This is a genomic window from Sphaerisporangium krabiense (genome assembly GCF_014200435.1).
Lineage (GTDB): Bacteria > Actinomycetota > Actinomycetes > Streptosporangiales > Streptosporangiaceae > Sphaerisporangium > Sphaerisporangium krabiense.
Genome location: NZ_JACHBR010000001.1, coordinates 591119 through 608214 on the forward strand (window position 1 = coordinate 591119; position 17096 = coordinate 608214).

Annotated in this window: 14 protein-coding genes; 1 reads left to right on the forward strand and 13 read right to left on the reverse strand. The window is 71.9% G+C overall.

Translation table 11 applies throughout. The features are described 5' to 3' along the window. Positions 1 to 266: 266 nt before the first annotated feature. The gene (locus BJ981_RS02430) at positions 267 to 1421 is read left to right on the forward strand and encodes a LuxR C-terminal-related transcriptional regulator (protein WP_184608100.1); all 1155 of its coding nucleotides are present in this window, start codon (positions 267 to 269) and stop codon (positions 1419 to 1421) included. Between the two features lie 21 nt (positions 1422 to 1442). Here BJ981_RS02430 and BJ981_RS02435 read toward each other — a convergent pair whose 3' ends face one another. The 13 genes from BJ981_RS02435 to BJ981_RS02495 all read right to left on the reverse strand — a co-directional run bounded on the left by BJ981_RS02435 (position 1443) and on the right by BJ981_RS02495 (position 16937). After that, complete coding sequence (locus BJ981_RS02435; protein ID WP_184608101.1) at positions 1443 to 3083, reverse strand: carboxylesterase/lipase family protein; 1641 nt, start codon at positions 3081 to 3083, stop codon at positions 1443 to 1445. 1 nt (position 3084) lies between these two features. After that, complete coding sequence (gene asnB, locus BJ981_RS02440) at positions 3085 to 4944, reverse strand: asparagine synthase (glutamine-hydrolyzing) (RefSeq protein WP_184608102.1); 1860 nt, start codon at positions 4942 to 4944, stop codon at positions 3085 to 3087. 21 nt (positions 4945 to 4965) lie between these two features. Then, entirely contained in the window at positions 4966 to 5883 is a 918-nt protein-coding gene (locus BJ981_RS02445) for a tyrosinase family protein (RefSeq protein ID WP_184608103.1), read from the reverse strand. Positions 5884 to 5900: 17 nt separating this feature from the next. Next, positions 5901 to 6278 carry a tyrosinase family oxidase copper chaperone gene (locus BJ981_RS02450; protein ID WP_184608104.1) on the reverse strand — a complete coding sequence of 126 codons (378 nt, stop codon included), beginning with the start codon at positions 6276 to 6278 and terminating at the stop codon, positions 5901 to 5903. Positions 6279 to 6346: 68 nt separating this feature from the next. Then, positions 6347 to 7453, reverse strand: a complete 1107-nt coding sequence (locus tag BJ981_RS02455; RefSeq protein ID WP_184608105.1) for a 3-dehydroquinate synthase II — start codon at positions 7451 to 7453, stop codon at positions 6347 to 6349. 39 nt (positions 7454 to 7492) lie between these two features. Beyond that, positions 7493 to 8305 carry a 2-amino-3,7-dideoxy-D-threo-hept-6-ulosonate synthase gene (locus tag BJ981_RS02460; protein WP_184608106.1) on the reverse strand — a complete coding sequence of 271 codons (813 nt, stop codon included), beginning with the start codon at positions 8303 to 8305 and terminating at the stop codon, positions 7493 to 7495. A gap of 39 nt (positions 8306 to 8344) precedes the next feature. Beyond that, positions 8345 to 9652 carry an aspartate kinase gene (locus BJ981_RS02465; protein WP_311745737.1) on the reverse strand — a complete coding sequence of 436 codons (1308 nt, stop codon included), beginning with the start codon at positions 9650 to 9652 and terminating at the stop codon, positions 8345 to 8347. Between the two features lie 301 nt (positions 9653 to 9953). Then, on the reverse strand, positions 9954 to 11231 hold the full coding sequence (locus BJ981_RS02470; protein ID WP_184608108.1) for a thymidine phosphorylase: 1278 nt from the start codon (positions 11229 to 11231) through the stop codon (positions 9954 to 9956). Between the two features lie 46 nt (positions 11232 to 11277). Beyond that, a complete protein-coding gene (locus tag BJ981_RS02475) occupies positions 11278 to 11682 on the reverse strand; it encodes a cytidine deaminase (protein WP_372437058.1) in 405 nt (134 codons plus the stop codon). Positions 11683 to 11725: 43 nt separating this feature from the next. Beyond that, the gene (locus BJ981_RS02480; RefSeq protein ID WP_239139706.1) at positions 11726 to 12997 is read right to left on the reverse strand and encodes an ABC transporter permease; all 1272 of its coding nucleotides are present in this window, start codon (positions 12995 to 12997) and stop codon (positions 11726 to 11728) included. Next, entirely contained in the window at positions 12994 to 14121 is a 1128-nt protein-coding gene (locus BJ981_RS02485) for an ABC transporter permease (RefSeq protein WP_184608110.1), read from the reverse strand. The genes BJ981_RS02480 and BJ981_RS02485 overlap by 4 nt, the downstream gene beginning before the upstream one ends. After that, positions 14118 to 15740, reverse strand: coding sequence for an ABC transporter ATP-binding protein (locus tag BJ981_RS02490; protein ID WP_184615533.1), 1623 nt, complete (start codon positions 15738 to 15740; stop codon positions 14118 to 14120). Before BJ981_RS02490 ends, BJ981_RS02485 begins: the two co-directional genes overlap by 4 nt. 111 nt (positions 15741 to 15851) lie before the next feature. Continuing rightward, complete coding sequence (locus BJ981_RS02495) at positions 15852 to 16937, reverse strand: BMP family lipoprotein (RefSeq protein WP_204070686.1); 1086 nt, start codon at positions 16935 to 16937, stop codon at positions 15852 to 15854. Positions 16938 to 17096 lie beyond the last annotated feature (159 nt).

Consider the following 17096-nt stretch of genomic DNA (forward strand, 5'->3'; position numbering starts at 1 on the left):
ACAGCGGTTCCCATGGTCATCGCCTCTCGTGAACAGGTGGCCGTTCGCCCGGACGTCCCGCCCGGGCCGAAGGGTTCGCAACAGACACATGCATGGTCCGGCGGCGCCGGGCCGGCGCGGTATCCCGAGATCGGGCTGTTGCCGGATCGGACGTATCCCTCAAACGGGGGGTGTGCCGGCGGCCGGGGAGTCACGCACCATAGGGAGGGAACGCCGTGATTGCGCGCGAAGGGGCGCCAAGGGCGCCAAGGGGAGGGAACTCGCTCATGAGCGGTAACGGCGGACTGCCCGTGGCCGTGGCGCGGAAGGTGACGGCACTGGCGCGCGAGCTCGACGAGGTGCCCGACGCGCTGACGCTGTTCTCGCGCGCCTCGGAGCACCTGCGCGCGATCGTCCCCTTCGACGCGGCGGTGTGGCGGGCGACCGACCCGATGACCGGCATGATGACCTCGCCGATCCGGGTGGAGAACCTCAGCCAGGACGGCTGCTCGGTGTACTGGGAGTCCGAGCTGCTGACCGAGAACGTCAACCTCTTCAGCGACCTGGCGCGCGCCGAGGTCCCCGCGGCCGGGTTGCACGCGGCGACCGGCGGGCTGCCCGGTCGCAGCACCCTGTACCAGGCGTTCCTGCGGCCGCGCGGCCTCAAGGACGAGCTGCGCGCGGTGGCGCGGACGGACGGGCACCCGTGGGGGCAGATCAGCCTGTTCCGCGCGGACGGCAACCGCGTCTTCGGAGCCGACGACCTGGCCGTCCTGCACCGGGTGTCGGCGATCATGGCCCGCCGGCTGCGGTCGTTCGCCGAACCGCGGGTGGACCCCGAGGCCGGGCCGACGCCCAGCGACGGGCTCGGCCCCGGGTTGCTGTGCTTCGACCCGTCGGGACGGCTGGTGTCCATCAACGACGAGGCGCACGGCTTCCTGCGCGAGATCGCCGAGCTCGGCGCGGAACCGGCCAGTCCCACCGCCCTCGGCGTGACGGTGCCCGCGTGGATCCACAGCACGGTGAGCAAGGCCCGGGCCATCGCCGCGGGCCGGGACAAGGGATGCGCGCGCCTCAGGGTCCGGGGCCGGCACGGCCGGTGGCTGGTGTGCCACGCCTCCTGCCTGCGCGGCGCGGACGGCGAGCTGGGCGCCTCGGTGGTGGTGATCGAGCGCGCTCCGATCTCGGAGGTCGCGTCGTTGATGGTGCGCGCGTACCAGCTCACCGACCGCGAACTGGAGATCACTCAGCTCATCGCGCGGGGCATGGGGACCGTGGAGATCTGCGAGAAGCTGTTCATCTCCCCGCACACGGTCCGCGACCACGTGAAGTCCATCTTCCAGAAGGTGCGGGTCACCAGCCGCGGCGAGCTCGTCGCCAAGCTGTTCACCGAGCACTACGCCCCGCTGAGCGAGGGCAGGGAACAGCGCGTCTTCGGCTGAGACGTCCCCCGCCCCCACCGGTCACGGCCTCGGCGGCCAGCCGATCTCGTCCCAGAAACGCAGCTGCCCGGCCTTCCCTGTCCTCGCCACGCGCGGCCCGCCGGGCTCCCCGAGCACCAGGGTGCTGGGCCGGTCAGGAGAGAACACGGGCCACCGCGGCAGCGATCCCGACGACGGCGTCCCCGTACGGGCGAAGGACGCGACGACGTCGATGAACGCGTCGCTCACCCGCCGTCGCACGGGCCCGTCGCCGCACGCCGCGACGTTCTCGGGAAGGCCGTAGGTCCCGAAGAGGAACTTCGAGGTCGCCTCGTGCGGGGTGCCGGACCACGGGGCGCGGAACGGGAACGCGAACTCCATGACGTACTGCGGTGCGGCGCTCGCGTGGGCGTGCCGTTCGCTCAGCCGCACGATCGGGTGACGGAACAGGGCGTCACCCCAGACCTCCGTCCACAACGAGAACGGGTCGCCCGGCAGGCCGTCAGCGGCCGCCGCCGCCCGGTAGGCGCCGACGCACTCCTCCACCAGGCGCTCCGGCACCCGGTACAGCCCTTTGCCGAGCACGCGCCGCACCGCCGTCCGCAGGGAGGCGTCGTCGACCGGCGGCGGCGACGGGATCGGCGAGCCCGGCCCGGTGTAGAAGGATCCCTCGGTGCGCGTGTAGATCACCAGGAGGGGCCGTCCGGGCGTGGGCGACCGGTGGTCGAAGTCGCGCATCCACCGCCCGTCCGGCACCGGCCCCCGGTACTCGCGGCCGCTCGGCACCACGTGACCGTCCGGCGGACCGGCGAACATCCGCCGCCACTCCCGGTCGATCGCGGCCGCCGGCAGCCCGCGCAGACCCGCGACGGTGACGCCGAGCCGGGAGGCCAGCGTCTCGAACGCGCGCACGGAGTCGCGCCGGGTGAACGCCGTGGCCGGGCTCCAGACGTGACAGGCGCTGATGGGGATCGCCCGGCGCACGAGGTCGCGTGTCTCGGGCAGGAGCGTGAGCTGCCAGGCCGAGGCGCCGCCGGCCGACGTGCCGCACAGCGTGACGTTGTGCGGGTCGCCGCCGAAGGCCGGCGCGTTGTCCCTGACCCAGCGAAGGAGCGCGATCTGGTCCTGCAGGCCCCAGTTCGCGCACGACCCGGTGGCGTCGTCCCCCAGTTCCTCGTGCAGGCCGAACCCGAAGGGGCCGAGCCGGTAGTTGAAGGTGACGACGACCAGGTCTCCCCGGACGGCGAGCCGCGCGCCGTCGTAGGTGGGCAGGCTCCCGGAGCCGACCTGCCAGCCGCCGCCGTGGACGTAGACGAGCACCGGGCGGCGGCCATGCGGGTCCGGGGTCCAGGCGTCGGCGTAGAGGGCGTCCTCGCGGCTGGAGGCGTCGTCCTGCTGGAGGAACGCGGGAGCGGGACGGCTCGCGTCGCGGACCGCCCGCCAGGGGCGCGGGGGCCTCGGCGAGGCGAAGCGCAGCGGCCCGACGGGCGCGGCGGCGTACGGCAGGCCCCGGAACACGGCGCACCCGCCGGCGCGCACGCCCGCCACCGGTCCCGCGGTGGTGCGCACCACCACGGGACCGGTCGCCGCGGCCCGGCCCGGCCACCCGGCGGGGGGTACGGCCGCGGCGGCCGTCGCGCCCGCCGCCGCGAGGAACGCGCGCCGCGGCCATCTCGGCGCCATCTCAGCGGACCCTGCCGGCCGGCCGGACGCCGTCCTCGCGGAACCACAGGTCCAGGTCGATGAGGCGCTCCAGGACGGCGCGTGCGCTGTAGGGCCCGCCGATGGCGAACGCGCCCGGCGGGCGGTCCAGCAGCCCGCGCAGCCCGCGGCGGTCGACCAGGTCGAAGACCGGGGAGTCGCTCGCGGCGAGCGCGGCGACGCGCTCCCGTAACGCGGACTCGTAGGCCACGTCCTGCGTGGAGGGATAGGGACTCTTCTTGCGCTCGACGACGGACCGCGGCAGCAGGTCCTCGGTGGCCGCGCGCAGCAGGCTCTTCTCCCTGCCGTCGAAGGTCTTCATCGCCCAGGGCGCGTTGAAGACGTACTCGACGAGCCTGTGGTCGCAGAACGGGACGCGGACCTCCAGCCCGGTCGCCATGCTGACGCGGTCCTTGCGGTCCAGCAGGAAGGTGACGAAGCGCGTCAGGTGCAGGTAGCCGATCTCGCGCATGCGCGCCTCGTCCGGCGACTCGCCGTCCAGGTCGGGGATCTCCGCGATGGCCTCCTTGTACCGCTGCTCGATGTGGCTCTCCAGCTCCAGGGCGTCCCACAGCCCGATCGCGCGCAGCGCCTCCTGGCCTCCGGCCCGCCGGAACGGAAGGTGCCAGGGGAACGTCGCCGACCGGAGCACCGCGGGGTCGTGGAAGTGGTTGTAGCCGCCGAACAGCTCGTCGGCGGACTCGCCGGACAGCGCCACGGTGGACCTCTTGCGTACCGCCTGGAAGAGCAGGTAGAGGGAGTACTCCATGTCCCCGGTGACCGTGGGCAGGTCCAGTGCCCTGCGCACCGCCCCGCGCACGCCCGGGCTCAGCAGGTCGGCGTTGTCCAGGACGATGTCCTCGTGGTCGGCGCCGATGTGCCGCACCGCGTCCGCGACGTACGGCGCGTCCGGGCTCTCCCACACCGCGTTCGGCCGGAAGCGTTCGCTGTGCCCGGCGAAGTCGACGGAGAAGGTGCGCACCTTCCTCCCCGTCTCGTCGGCCAGGCCGCGCGCGGCCAGCGCGGTCACCGCGCTGGAGTCCAGGCCGCCGGAGAGCAGCGAACACAGCGGCACGTCGGCGATGAGCTGCCGCCGGACGGTGTCCTCCAGGATCTCGCGGACGGTGCGGACGGTGGTGGCGAGGTCGTCGGTGTGCCGGCGCGACTCGAGCCGCCAGTACCGGGTCTTGCGCACACCGCCGCGGGAGACGCGCACGATCCCGCCCGGCCGCACCGCGCGCACGTCGCGCAGGACGGCGTGCTCCGGTGTCATGGTGAGCCCGAACACCTCGCGCAGGCCGTCCAGGTCCACCACCGCCTCGGCCGCCGGATGGGCGAGGATCGCCTTGTGCTCCGAGCCGAACAGGACGCCGTCCTCGGTGACGTGGTAGAAGAGCGGCTTGACCCCCATCCGGTCGCGGACCAGCAGCAGTTCCTCGGTCCGCGCGTCCCAGATCGCGAAGGCGAACATCCCGTTCAGGCGCTCGGCGAAGCCCACGCCCCACTCCAGGTACGCGCGCAGGACGACCTCGGTGTCACTGGCCGTGCGGAAGCCGTGGCCCCGGCGGCGCAGTTCGTCACGCAGCTCGCGGAAGTTGTACACCTCGCCGCTGTAGGTGATGACCGCCGAGACCTGCCCGGCGTCCTCGGCCGCCATCGGCTGCGCGCCGCCCTCCAGGTCGATGACGGCCAGCCGCCGATGCCCCAGCGCGGCGTGCGGGCCGCGCCACACCCCGCCGGCGTCGGGTCCGCGAAGGGCCATCGTCGCGACCATGGCGTCGAGTTCGCCGGGATGCCTCGTCAGATCTCGCGAGTAGGAGACCCAGCCGGCTATTCCACACATCGCAGCCAACCTTTCCGTGAGTCAGGCGTACCTGTAGTACGGGGTGTGGTCGATGAGGTCGCGAACCCTCTTGGTGTGCCACGGGAAGAGCGACGTGGTGACGTCGGGGACCTCCGGGGTCGGCTCCACGGGAAGGTAGTGCGGCACGCCGGGGTGGCGTGCCTGCCAGTCCGCCCAGCACTTGTCGATGAAGCAGTGGTGGAGGAAGAACACCGGGTCGTTGGGCGAGGCGATGTACATCATGTGCCCGCCCACCCACTGGTGGCCGGCGCCGTGCAACTTGCCGGCGGCCGGCTCCCACGGGAAGTTCGTGTACCCCTCCAGATGGTTGCGGAAGCTGTTGTACGGAGCCACCCCGCCCGAGGTGTAGTCCCAGGGGTCGCAGTCGTACACGGGCAGGTCCAGGGTCTGGCCCAACTGCTCGGGGGTGGGAAGCCGGGAGATCTTCTGTCCGATGCGGCGGATCAGGAACTCGCGGTCGTCGACGGTGTAATGGCCGTTGAGCGCCGGGTCCTCGGTCCCGGCGGGCTGCACGTTGACCTTCAGCTTCCAGCCGTTGGGGTAGGCGAACGGGCCGGTCATGACCATGCCGTCCTCGGGCCTGCCGTCGCCGCCCATGAAGTCGTCGGCCCATAAGGGGGAGTCCCTGGACTGGTCCGTGGTCCAGTCCCAGTAGGGAAGCGTGACCGACGGGTCCACCCGGCGGAGCTGGTTCTCCAGCTCCAGCAGGTATTGGCGGTGCCAGGGCAGGAAGCCGGGATTGATGTGCCCGACCCGCTTCCCGGTGTCCTTGTCGATGTAGTCCTTGGAGTTGACGTCGACGTGCAGCTGCACGAACCGGTCGTAGACGCCGCGGCGCTTGATCTCCAGGACGGCGCCGATGAAACGGCGCCGCTCCTCCGGAGTCATGTCCAGGTGGTTCTTGCGAATGCGGCCCATGGCTGCCGTGTCCTTTCTCACGCCGTGTGGGCGCCGTGCCCGGCCCCGAGATCCAGCAGCTTCGCGCCGTCCAGCTCGTTCACCGCGGCCCGCGCGGCCTGCAGGGGGCTGCGGAGGATCTCGTAGTGACACATGGAGCTCAGGTAGGCGCCCTCGCCGAGCCTCATCAGGTGCAGCCGCGTGCCGTCCACGTAGACCTCGGGACCGGACGCCTTCTCGTGGACCTCTATGGCGCGGCCCTTGTACCGCTCCGCGTACACGGGCGCGGAGTGAGCGGCCCGGGGGTCCGCGGCCGCAGGGCCGTCCACGGCCCTGAGGTAGCCGATGGTTCCGATGCCTCCCACGCCGGCCGCCAGCGCGGCCCCCCGCAGGATGACCTCTCGTCTGTTGAGCATGCGAACCGTCCTTCTCGCGATGGGACCGGGAGCGGCGCCGGCTTCGGGGCCGCTCCCGGAGCCGGAGGTCATTTCTCCAGGCAGAACTCGCTGATCGGATAACCGACGTGCCGGTCCTCGCTCGGCAGGTAGCCCAGCACCACGTCGCCCGGCCTGAGCTCGGTGCTGTTGAGGACGGCGCCGCCGGGCCCGAGGACCCGGACGTGCCAGTCGTCCTGGAGGATCAGGTTGACCTCCTGGCCGTTCGGGGCGACCGCGTCGATGGAGATCAGCGGGCGGGTCTCGATCTTGACGCGGCCGACGGTGACCATCCGGGTCTGGCCCTTGACGTCCACGGCCAGCACCTTGCTGCCGGCCTTCAGCTCGCTGAGGTAGTGCGTGCGTTCGTCCTTGGACAGGGTGTAGGAGTGGATCGCGCCGGCGTTGACCCGGAAGGGACGGGTCGGCATGTAGGGCAGAGGGTGGGTCTCGCTGACGCACAGGATCATGCCCTTGGAGTGCGAGCCCACCAGGATGCCCTCGTCCTCCCGGAAGTACGTGCAGGTGTCCACGCAGGCGCGCTCGCCCATGCCGATGTGCTCGGTCCTGCGCACCTCCAGCTCCACCAGGCCGAGGGCCGGGGTCTCGGCCTGGGCGGCGGCCTTGAGCCGCGCCGCGTCGCCGACCTGGGCGGGGGCCATCATGACGCCGTCCGATCCGTGCTCGAGCACGCCGAAGATGATCTCGGCCTCGGGCACGTCCTGGGCGACGGTGACGATGTTGCCGCTCGCCCGGGCCGCCGCCGCGATCACGATCTCCAGCGGGATCTTGGTCGGGTCGCGGAACAGCAGCACGCTCCACTTCTCGGTGCGGGCCGCGTCGTTGGCCTCCTCCAGCGTCGGCGCGTCGACGATCTCCACGAACCGGCCGAACTCGACGTCCGGGTGCCGCACGGCGAGCTCCGCCGGCGTGGTCCCGTGGGTCCTCGGATCGACGATGACGACCGAGGCGTCGCCGAACTCGGCCGGCATCTCCCCCGGGCGGGGGAACAGCACCTTGGTGACCGTCGGGGGCAGGTCCGCCAGATCGGCGGTGTCGTCCGCCACGACGCCGTCGAGGCGGTGGTGCAGGGCCTCCTGCAGGATCGCCTCGCGGGCCTCGCCCAGGGAGCGGATGTCGAGCCAACTCAGCTTCATCGCAAGTCTCCTCAAGTGGTCGGGGGGATCGGCCGGCGTCTACGCCGCCGGTGACGTCACGGCGCCCACGCCGGTGAGCCGGTGCGGGTGGATCCGGTCGGCGATCTTCGCCGCCATCACGCCGGGCTCGGGAGCGAGAAAGATGTTGCGGCCCATCGCGACGCCGGCGGCCCCGCCGCGCAGCGCGTCGTCCACGTACGCCAGCACGTTGTCGGCGTCGGGATCCCGCGGACCGCCGACGACGACGACCGGGATCGGCGACAGGCTCGTGACGGCCCGCATGTCGGAGACCGCCTCGGGGCAGACGGTCTTGACGATGTCGGCCCCGAGGTCCGCGGCGAGCGTGACCGCGTGCGCGACCAGCTCGGCCTTGCGCGGGTCGGCGATGTGCGGGCCGCGCGGGTACATCATCGCCAGCAGCGGCACGTTCCAGCGGTCGCACGCCTCGGCGACGGCCGCCATGTCGGCGATCTGCCGCCGTTCCTCCTCCGACCCGAGGTTGACGTGGACGCTGACCGCGTCGGCGCCGAGCCTGAGGCTCTCCTCGACGCTGGCGACCAGGTACTTGGCGTTGGGATCGGGCGCGTGCACGGTGCTCGCGCTGAGGTGCACGATGAGGGACATGCGCGTGAACCGCTCGGGGGCGACGTAGCGCAGGCTTCCCTTGTGCAGGACCACCGCGTCGACGCCGTTGCCGGCGAGCAGGCCGAGCAGCCGGTCGAGATCGCGTCCCCCGGTCACCGGCCCCTCGGTCACCGAGTGGTCCAGCGGGACGATGAAGAGCCCGTCGTCCCCGCCGCGGTGCATCCGGCGCAGCCGCACCTCACGAGCGAACGGATTGCTCACCCTCATGGTCTTCTCTCCTCACTTGTCCGCCGGGTGGTGGCAGGGTCAGACCGGCACCGGGGAGGTGAACCCCGCGCCGGCGCCGAGCGACTCGAGGCCGAACTCCCGGTGCAGCAGCCGCGCCGCCCGCGCGGCGGCCCCGGCGGGCACGGTCATCGAGATGCGCAGTTGCGAGGTCGCGACCGCGTTCGTGGCGATGTCGGCGCGGCGCAGGCGCCGCAGGGCGCGCGCCGCGCACTCCGGGCTCGTGAGCAGCCCTTGGCCGACGACGGAGACCTTGGCGACGCCGCCGTCGATCTCCGGCGGGCCGCCGTGGAAGGCGGAGGTGACGAACGCCCGCAGCGCGTCGACGTCCGCGTCCGCCACCGTCAGTCCGACCCGGATCCCGTCGTCCACGTCGTGCAGCGTCGCCATGTCGACGAAAATGGATTCGCGGGCGAAGAAATCGAACAACTGTGCCGTCGCCTCCGCGTCGGGCAGAAGCAGGCCGACGCGGGCGACCTTGGTGTCGACCGCGACGCCGGTGACGAATCCGCTGGACTCCAGCATGTCTCTCCTGTCGTCGTCACGGGCCGCGATCACGCTTCCCGGACCCGGTCTCGTCGAATGGAGAACGTGAATGTCCACGCCGTGCACGGCCGCGAGATCGACGGCACGGGAGTGCAGGACCTGGGCGCCCGCCAATGACATTTCGGCCATCACGTCCACGTCGATGAAAGGGACGCGCGAGGCCGACGGGATGAGCCTGGGGTCGGCGGTGTAAACGCCGTCGACGTCCGTGTAGATCTCACACCGGCCGGCGCCGAGCTCCGCGGCGATCGCGACCGCCGTGGTGTCGGAGCCGCCCCGTCCCAGCGTGATGAGGTCGAGCCGCTCGTTCATCCCCTGGAACCCGGCGACCACGGCGACCGCCTCCGAGGCGAGCACGCGGGCGATCGGCTCGGTGTCGACGGCGACGATGACCCCGCGTCCGTATGCTCCGGTGGCGAGGATGCCGGTCTGGACGCCGCTCAGGGAGTGGGCGGGAACCCCGGCTCCGCGCAGGGCGAGGGCCAGCAGCGCCGCCGACGTCGTCTCGCCCGTGCCGAGGAGCTGGTCGACCTCGCGGCCGGTTCGCGCCGCGCCGATCTCACCCGCGAGCCGGAGCAGGTCGTCGGTCGTGTCCCCACGGGCCGAGACGACGACGACAACGGAGTTTTCCACGGCGCTCTCGCGCACGCGGTTCGCCACGGCCTGGATCTGCTCCAGCGTGGCGAGTGAACTTCCACCGTATTTCTGAACGATAGGAACTCTGAGCGAACTCCACTGTTCTGTTCCGTGCGAGCGAGGCATCGGCAGCTCCCTCTTTTCCATCAACGAGGACAACTCTGCCGAAGTACCGCATCACACGTATATCAAGAAAATATTAGCTAATAGCGCAAACTCCGATTTACCACGCCATAACGGCGGAACGCACTCCTCGTGCGGCGGCCTCCCGGCCCGGAACGCGCTGGATGGTTCGCCTCCGCCGGTATTCCCGGGCAGGGCCGACGGTCATATCCGAGGTATAAAGCCGTATGTGCTCGTATCTACCCGGTTAACGGAATAGTGGCGCGTGTTACGTGTGGTGCCGCGCGCCCGCGACGAGGGCGCGCGGCGGTGGAAGCGCCGCCGGTCAGGCGGTGACGCGGTCGATCACCAAGGGCAGCAGGGTCGGGTCCGCCTGGGTCCCGACCTCGTAGGCGCCCTCCAGCGCCTCCAGGGCCCGGGGGAAGCGGCCCGGGTCGTCGGCGTGCAGGGTGAGCAGCGGCCGGCCCTCCTGGACGGTGTCGCCGGGCTTGGCGTGCAGGGTCACCCCGGCCCCCGCGGAGACCGCGTCCTCCTTGCGGGCGCGCCCGGCTCCGAGGCGCCACGCCGCGAGCCCGACCGCGTAGGCGTCCAGCCGGGACAGCACGCCGGACGCGGGCGCGGCGACCTCAACGGTCTCGGCGGCCACGGGCAGCGGCGCGCCGGGGTCTCCGCCCTGGGCGCGGATCATGCGCCGCCAGGAGTCCATCGCCGAGCCGTCCTTCAGCGCGGTCTCGGGGTCCTTGCCGGACACCCCGGCGGCGGCGAGCATCTCGCGGGCGAGCCGCACGGTCAGCTCCACCACGTCGGACGGCCCGCCGCCCGCCAGCACCTCGACCGACTCGGCCACCTCCAGGGCGTTGCCGACGGCCAGGCCGAGGGGGCGGTCCATGGCGGTGAGCAGCGCGACGGTGGCCACCCCGTGGTCGGTGCCGAGGTCGACCATCGTGCGCGCCAGCTCGCGTGCCATGGTGGTGTCCTTCATGAACGCGCCGGAGCCGACCTTGACGTCCAGCACGAGCGCGCCCGTGCCCTCGGCGATCTTCTTGGACATGATGGACGAGGCGATGAGCGGGATGGACTCCACGGTGCCGGTGACGTCGCGCAGCGCGTACAGCTTCTTGTCGGCGGGGGCGAGGCCGTCCCCGGCCGCGCACACCACCGCGCCCGCCTCGCGCAGCACGGCGAGCATCTCGTCGTTGGACAGGGACGCCCGCCAGCCGGGGATGGACTCCAGCTTGTCGAGCGTGCCGCCGGTGTGGCCGAGGCCGCGGCCGGAGAGCTGCGGGACGTAGGCCCCGCAGGCGGCGACGAGCGGCGCCAGCGGCAGGGTGATCTTGTCGCCGACGCCGCCGGTGGAGTGCTTGTCGGTGGTCGGGCGGTCCAGGCCGGACCAGTCCATGCGCGAGCCCGAGCGGATCATGGCGTCGGTCCACCGGCCGATCTCGCCGCGCTCCATGCCGCGCAGCAGGATCGCCATGGCCAGCGCGGACATCTGCTCGTCCGCGACCTCGCCCCGGGTGTAGGCGTCGACCACCCAGGCGATCTGCTCGGCGGACAGCGCGCGGCCGTCCCGTTTGGTGCGGATGACGTCGATCGCGTCCATGAACTCCATGCTCTCCGAAATATCCCCGAGGTCGCGCCGCGGGCGGTCAGGCTCCCCGGGACAGGTCGTCGGGGCCGAAGGCGAGCGGCAGGATCCGCGCCATCGTCCACGGCCCCTCGGGGGTGTCCACGAGCAGTTCGAGGCCGCCGTGCTCGAACAGCAGCTGCCGGCAGCGCCCGCACGGCATGAGCGGCTCGCCGTGCCCGTCCACGCAGGCGAAGGCGACCAGACGGCCCCCGCCCGAGGCGTGCAGCGCGGAGACGAGGCCGCACTCGGCGCACAGGCCGACGCCGAAGGAGGCGTTCTCCACGTTGCAGCCGGTCACCACGCGGCCGTCGTCCACCAGCGCGGCGGCGCCGACGGGGAACTTGGAGTACGGCGCGTAGGCGTGCGTCATCGCCTCCGCCGCGTGGCGGCGCAGCGCCTCCCAGTCGACCTCTTCAGGACTCACCTCTGACCCCCCTCCCATGGGAACGCCTCTTCCTGACCTACCCTCACGTGGCCTGTCCCTTGCGGTACGGCAGCCCGTCGGCGGCCGGCATGCGCAGCCGCTGGGAGGCCAGCGCCAGCACCAGCAGCGTCGTCAGGTGCGGGGTGAACGAGGTGAACTGCTCGGGCACGGTGCTGGTACGGGCGAAGACCACGAACACCGCGACCGCGAAGACGGCCGTCACCAGCGCGGCGCGGTTCCGGTGCTGCCCGGCGAGCTGGTAGACGGCGAAGGCGGCCAGCAGCATCGCCACCACCAGCAGCAGGGCGTGCACCGAGGTGCCGCCCTGGCGCAGTTGCAGCGCGTCGGTGTACCCGAACAGCAGCGCGCCGCTGGCCAGGCCGCCCGGCCGCCAGTTGCCGAAGATCATCGCGGCGAGGCCGATGAAGCCCCGGCCGCCGGTCTGGCCCTGGCGGTAGATGCCCGCGGCGACGATGGACAGGTAGGCGCCGCCGAGCCCGGCGAGCGCGCCGGAGGCGACGACCGCGACGTACTTGTAGAAGTACACGTTGACGCCGAGCGACTCGGCCGCGACGGGGCGCTCGCCGCAGGACCGCAGGCGCAGGCCGAAGGCCGTGCGCCACAGCAGGTAGAAGCTGAGCGGCACCAGCAGCACCGCCACGATCGTGAAGAGGGAGACGCCCTGGGTGAGACCGCGCACGACGCCGGCCAGGTCCGACACCAGGAAGGTGTGCCCGCTCTCCAGGCCCCGCAGCCAGGCGTCGATCGCTCCGACACCGACGTCGCCGGGGGGCACGACGCGCGGGGACTGGGTCTCGCCGCCGCCCGGCATGTCGACGAAGACCAGCTTCGACAGGTAGGGGGTGATGCCCTCGCCGAGGATGTTGATCGCGACGCCGGAGATGATGTGGTCGACGCCGAACGTCACGGTCGCCACCGCGTGCAGCAGGCCGCCGAGGGCTCCGCCGATCGCGCCCGCGAGCACTCCGGCCCAGGGGTTGTGGAAGGTGATCGCGCCCCAGGCGCCGAACCAGGTGCCGAGGATCATCATGCCTTCGAGGCCGATGTTCACCACGCCCGCGCGCTCGGACCACAGCCCGCCGAGCGCGGCGAGCCCGATGGGCACCGCCCAGGCGAGGGCCGTCCCGATCGTGCCGCCGGAGGTGATGTCGTTGGCGCCGGTGACCACGCGCGCGATCGACAGCATGAACAGCAGGGCGATGGCGCCGAGCAGGAGGACCCGCCAGTCCACGCGGAACCGCCGGCGAGCGGCGGAGGACGCGGCGGGCGCGGGGGGCGCTTGGGTGACGGTCACGCCGCCGCTCCTTCCACGGGCGTGGCGAGCCGGCGGCTCACCCGGCGTCGCTCGGCCGTCGCGCGGTAGCGGTGGACGAGCTCGTAGGCGATGACCACCGACAGGACGATCGCGCCCTGCATGATGATCACGATCTCCTGGGGGATGTCGTTGATGCCCAGGATCTCACCGGCGTTGTTCAGGAAGCTCCACAGCAGCGCGCCGAGGGCGATGCCGATCGGGTTGTTGCGGCCGAGCAGGGCGATGGAGATGCCGATGAAGCCGAGCCCCGGCGGGAAGTCCAGGCTGTAGGTGTAGGCCTCGCCGAGGAGTTGCGGCATGCCGACCAGGCCGGCGACCGCGCCGGAAAGGATCATGGTCAGCACGACCATCCTCCCGACCCGCACCCCGCTGGCCACCGCCGCCGTCTCCGAGCGTCCCGTGGCGCGCAGGTCGAACCCGAAGCGCGTCCGGTTGAGCAGGACGTGGTAGCCGACGCCGAGCAGCACCGCGACGAGCAGGAAGCCGTAGACCTTGCTGGGCGAGCCCGGCACCAGCGAGATCCCGGGGACCTGGCCGGACGGCGGGATCGGCTTGGTGCCGATGTTGTTGCTGCTGAGCGACACCGCGAGCCGGTCGGTGGTGAGCAGCCAGGCGCCGAGGCCGGTCGCGACCGCGTTCAGCATGATCGTGGAGATGACCTCGCTGACGCCGCGGGCCGCCTTCAGCACGGCCGCGATGGACGCCCACAGGCCGCCGACCGCCACCGCGACCAGGACGGTGACGCCGACGTGCAGCGGCGCCGGAAGCGAGATCGCGCCGCCGACCGCCGCCGCGAGCAGGGCCGCCAGACGGTACTGGCCGTCCACGCCGATGTTGAACAGGTTCATGCGGAACCCGATCGCGACGGCGAGCGCGGAGATGTAGTAGGTGGTCGCCGAGTTGAGGATCAGCACCTGCGTGCGCGGCGCGGCGCCGTACTCCACCAGCAGCAGCAGCGTGTGCAACGGATCGCTGCCGTTCAGCAGCAGGACGATCGAGGTCATGACGCCGGCGAACACGACGGCGAGCAGGGGGGCCGCGACGGCGAGCAGGCCGCTGAGCCTGACCCTGCCGAGCAGGCGGTCGGTGAACGACGAGCTCATGCTTCCTCCCCGGCCTCGGGCTCGCGGCCCGGCCGTCCGGATGCGGGGGCGTCCTCGGCGAGCGCCACGGACGCGTCGGCGGCGGGGGTGTCCGGCCCCGCGCCGGTCATCGCGGAGCCGAGACGCTCGGGCGTCACCTCGGCCGGGTCGACGTCGGCGACCATGCGGCCGCGCAGGATCACCTTGAGGGAGTCGGACAGGCCGATCAGCTCGTCCAGGTCCGCCGAGATCAGCAGGACGGCGAGGCCCGCGGCGCGGGCGGCGCGCAGGTGGTCCCAGATGGCGGCCTGGGCGCCGACGTCCACGCCGCGCGTCGGGTGGGAGGCGATGAGGACGGCGGGCTCACCGCTCATCTCCCGCCCGACGATCAGCTTCTGCTGGTTGCCGCCGGACAGGGCCGCCGCCACGACGTCGATGCCGGGGGTGCGGACGTCGTACTCGCGGACGATGCGCTCGGTGTCGGCGCGGGCGCCGGACCTGTCGATCCAGAAGCCCCTGACGTTGGGCCTGCGGGTCTGGTGGCCGAGGACGCGGTTCTCCCAGAGCGGGGCCTCCAGCAGCAGGCCGTGCCGCTGGCGGTCCTCGGGGATGTAGCCGATGCCGCCCTCGCGCCTGCGCAGCGTGGACCAGGAGGAGATGTCGCGCCCGCCCAGGTTGACGACGCCCTCCGCGGGCCGCATGCCCATGATGGCCTCGACCAGCTCGGCCTGCCCGTTGCCCTCCACGCCGGCGATGCCGAGCACCTCGCCCTTGTGGATCTCGAACGACACGTCGTCCACGACCGGGCGCCCGTCGGCCGCGCGGACGGTGAGGCCGCGCACGGCGAGCGCGACCTGGTCGGTCACCGTGGACTCGCGGGTCTCCGGGCTCGGCAGCTCGCTGCCCACCATGAGCTCGGCGAGCTTGCCCGCGGTGACCTCCGTGGGGTCCACCTCGGCGACGGTCGTGCCGCGCCGGATCACGGTGATGGCGTCGGCGACCGACAGCACCTCGTCCAGCTTGTGGGAGATGAAGATGATGGTCAGGCCCTCGCGGACCAGCCCGCGCAGGTTGTCGAAGAGCTCCTCGACCTCCTGGGGCACCAGGACGGCGGTGGGCTCGTCCAGGATGAGGATGCGCGCCCCCCGGTAGAGGACCTTGAGGATCTCCACCCGCTGCCGCGCGCCCACGCCCAGGTCCTCGACCGGGGAGTCCGGGCTGACGCCGAGCCCGTAGGCGTCGGAGATCTCCTTGATCCTGCGGCGGGCGGCGGCGAAGTCGACGCCGATCCCGAACCTGCGCGGCTCGCTGCCGAGGATGATGTTCTCGAGGACGGTCAGGTTGTCGGCGAGCATGAAGTGCTGGTGCACCATGCCGATGCCGGCGGCGATGGCGTCGGCGGGGGTGCGGAAGTTGACGGGCCTGCCGTCCACGCGGATCACGCCCTCGTCCGGCCGCTGCATGCCGTAGAGGATCTTCATGAGCGTGGACTTGCCCGCGCCGTTCTCGCCGACGATGGCGTGCACGTGGCCGCGGCGCACGCTCAGGCCGATGTCGCGGTTGGCGACCACACCGGGGAATCTCTTGGTGATGCCCTCAAGCTCGACGGCGGGGCTGGTTGCGGACTCGGTGGCGGGCATCGAAGGTGTCGAGGTGCTGATCACGGCCTCCTCCAAGCGGACGGCCTCGGCGCGGGCGTACCGGACGGCGGCCGAGGGGGCTCGCGACGGCGAGCCCCCTCGGCGCGGCGGTCACTCGCTGGGGACCTTGATCTCGCCGTTGATGATCTTGTCCTTGTACTTGTCGAGGTCGAGCTTGATGTCGTCGACCTTGCCGCCGGTGGTGGAGAAGTCCACTCCCCCGGCCTTGAGGTCGTACACCTTCGCACCGGCCTTGACCGTGCCGTCGGCGAAGCTCTTGAGGAAGTCGAACACCGCGACGTCGACCTTCTTGAGCATGGAGGTCAGGATGACGTCGCGCACGCCCGGGTCCGCCGTGAGGGCCTGGTCGGAGTCGACGCCGATCGCCAGCGCCTTGGCGGCCTTGGCCGCCTCGAAGACGCCGCCCCCGGAGCCGCCCGCCGCCTGGTAGACGATGTCGGCGCCGGCGTCGAACATGCCCTGCGCCGCGGCCTTGCCCTTGGCGGGGTCGTTGAAGCCGGTGAACTCCGGCGGCTGGCTGAGGTACTTGACGTCGATCTTGATGTCCGGCTTGACGGACTGCGCGCCCTTGGTGAAGCCGAGCTCGAACTTCTTGATCAGCGGGACGGCGACGCCGCCGACGAAGCCGATGTGCTCCTTCTTGGTCTTCATCGCCGCCGCCGCGCCGACGAGGAAGGACCCCTCGTTCTCGGCGAACACCAGGTTGGTGATGTTCGGGCCCGCCGCGGCGTCGTCGACGATCGCGAACTTGGTGTCGGGGAACTCCTGGGCGACCTTCTTGATGGCCTCGGAGTAGGCGAAGCCGACCGCGATGACCGGGTTGTAGCCGCTCTGGGCGAGCAGGCGCAGGCGCTGCTCCTTCTGCCCGCCGGTCTCGCCCGCCTTGGCCTCCAGTTCCTTGGTCTCGGCGAGGTTCAGCTCGGCCTTGGCCTTCTCCAGGCCGGCCGCGGCGGCGTCGTTGAAGGACTGGTCGCCCCGGCCGCCGATGTCGTACGCGAGACCGACCTTGGCGCCGGCGGCCGCGGGCGCGGAGGACCCGCCGGCCCCACCGGACGCGGCGGGCGTCGCCGAGTCGGTTCCCGTGCCGGTGTCGCTGCCACCGCACGCGGCCGCGGCCATGAGCATGGCCCCGGCCGCCACCGTGGCGGCCAACTTGCTTGCGTGATCGCGGAGCAAGATGACTCCTTCCGTGTCTTCGCCGTCCGTGTGCACGCGCGAAGGAACGCACGGCAACCCTGCACGGAAGATAGTTGTTAGGCCCGTCTTGGCCAAACCGCAGCCTGGGTCCGAAACAGGTCCGTTATGCAGCTCACTCCACCCTGTGACCTGCGAAAC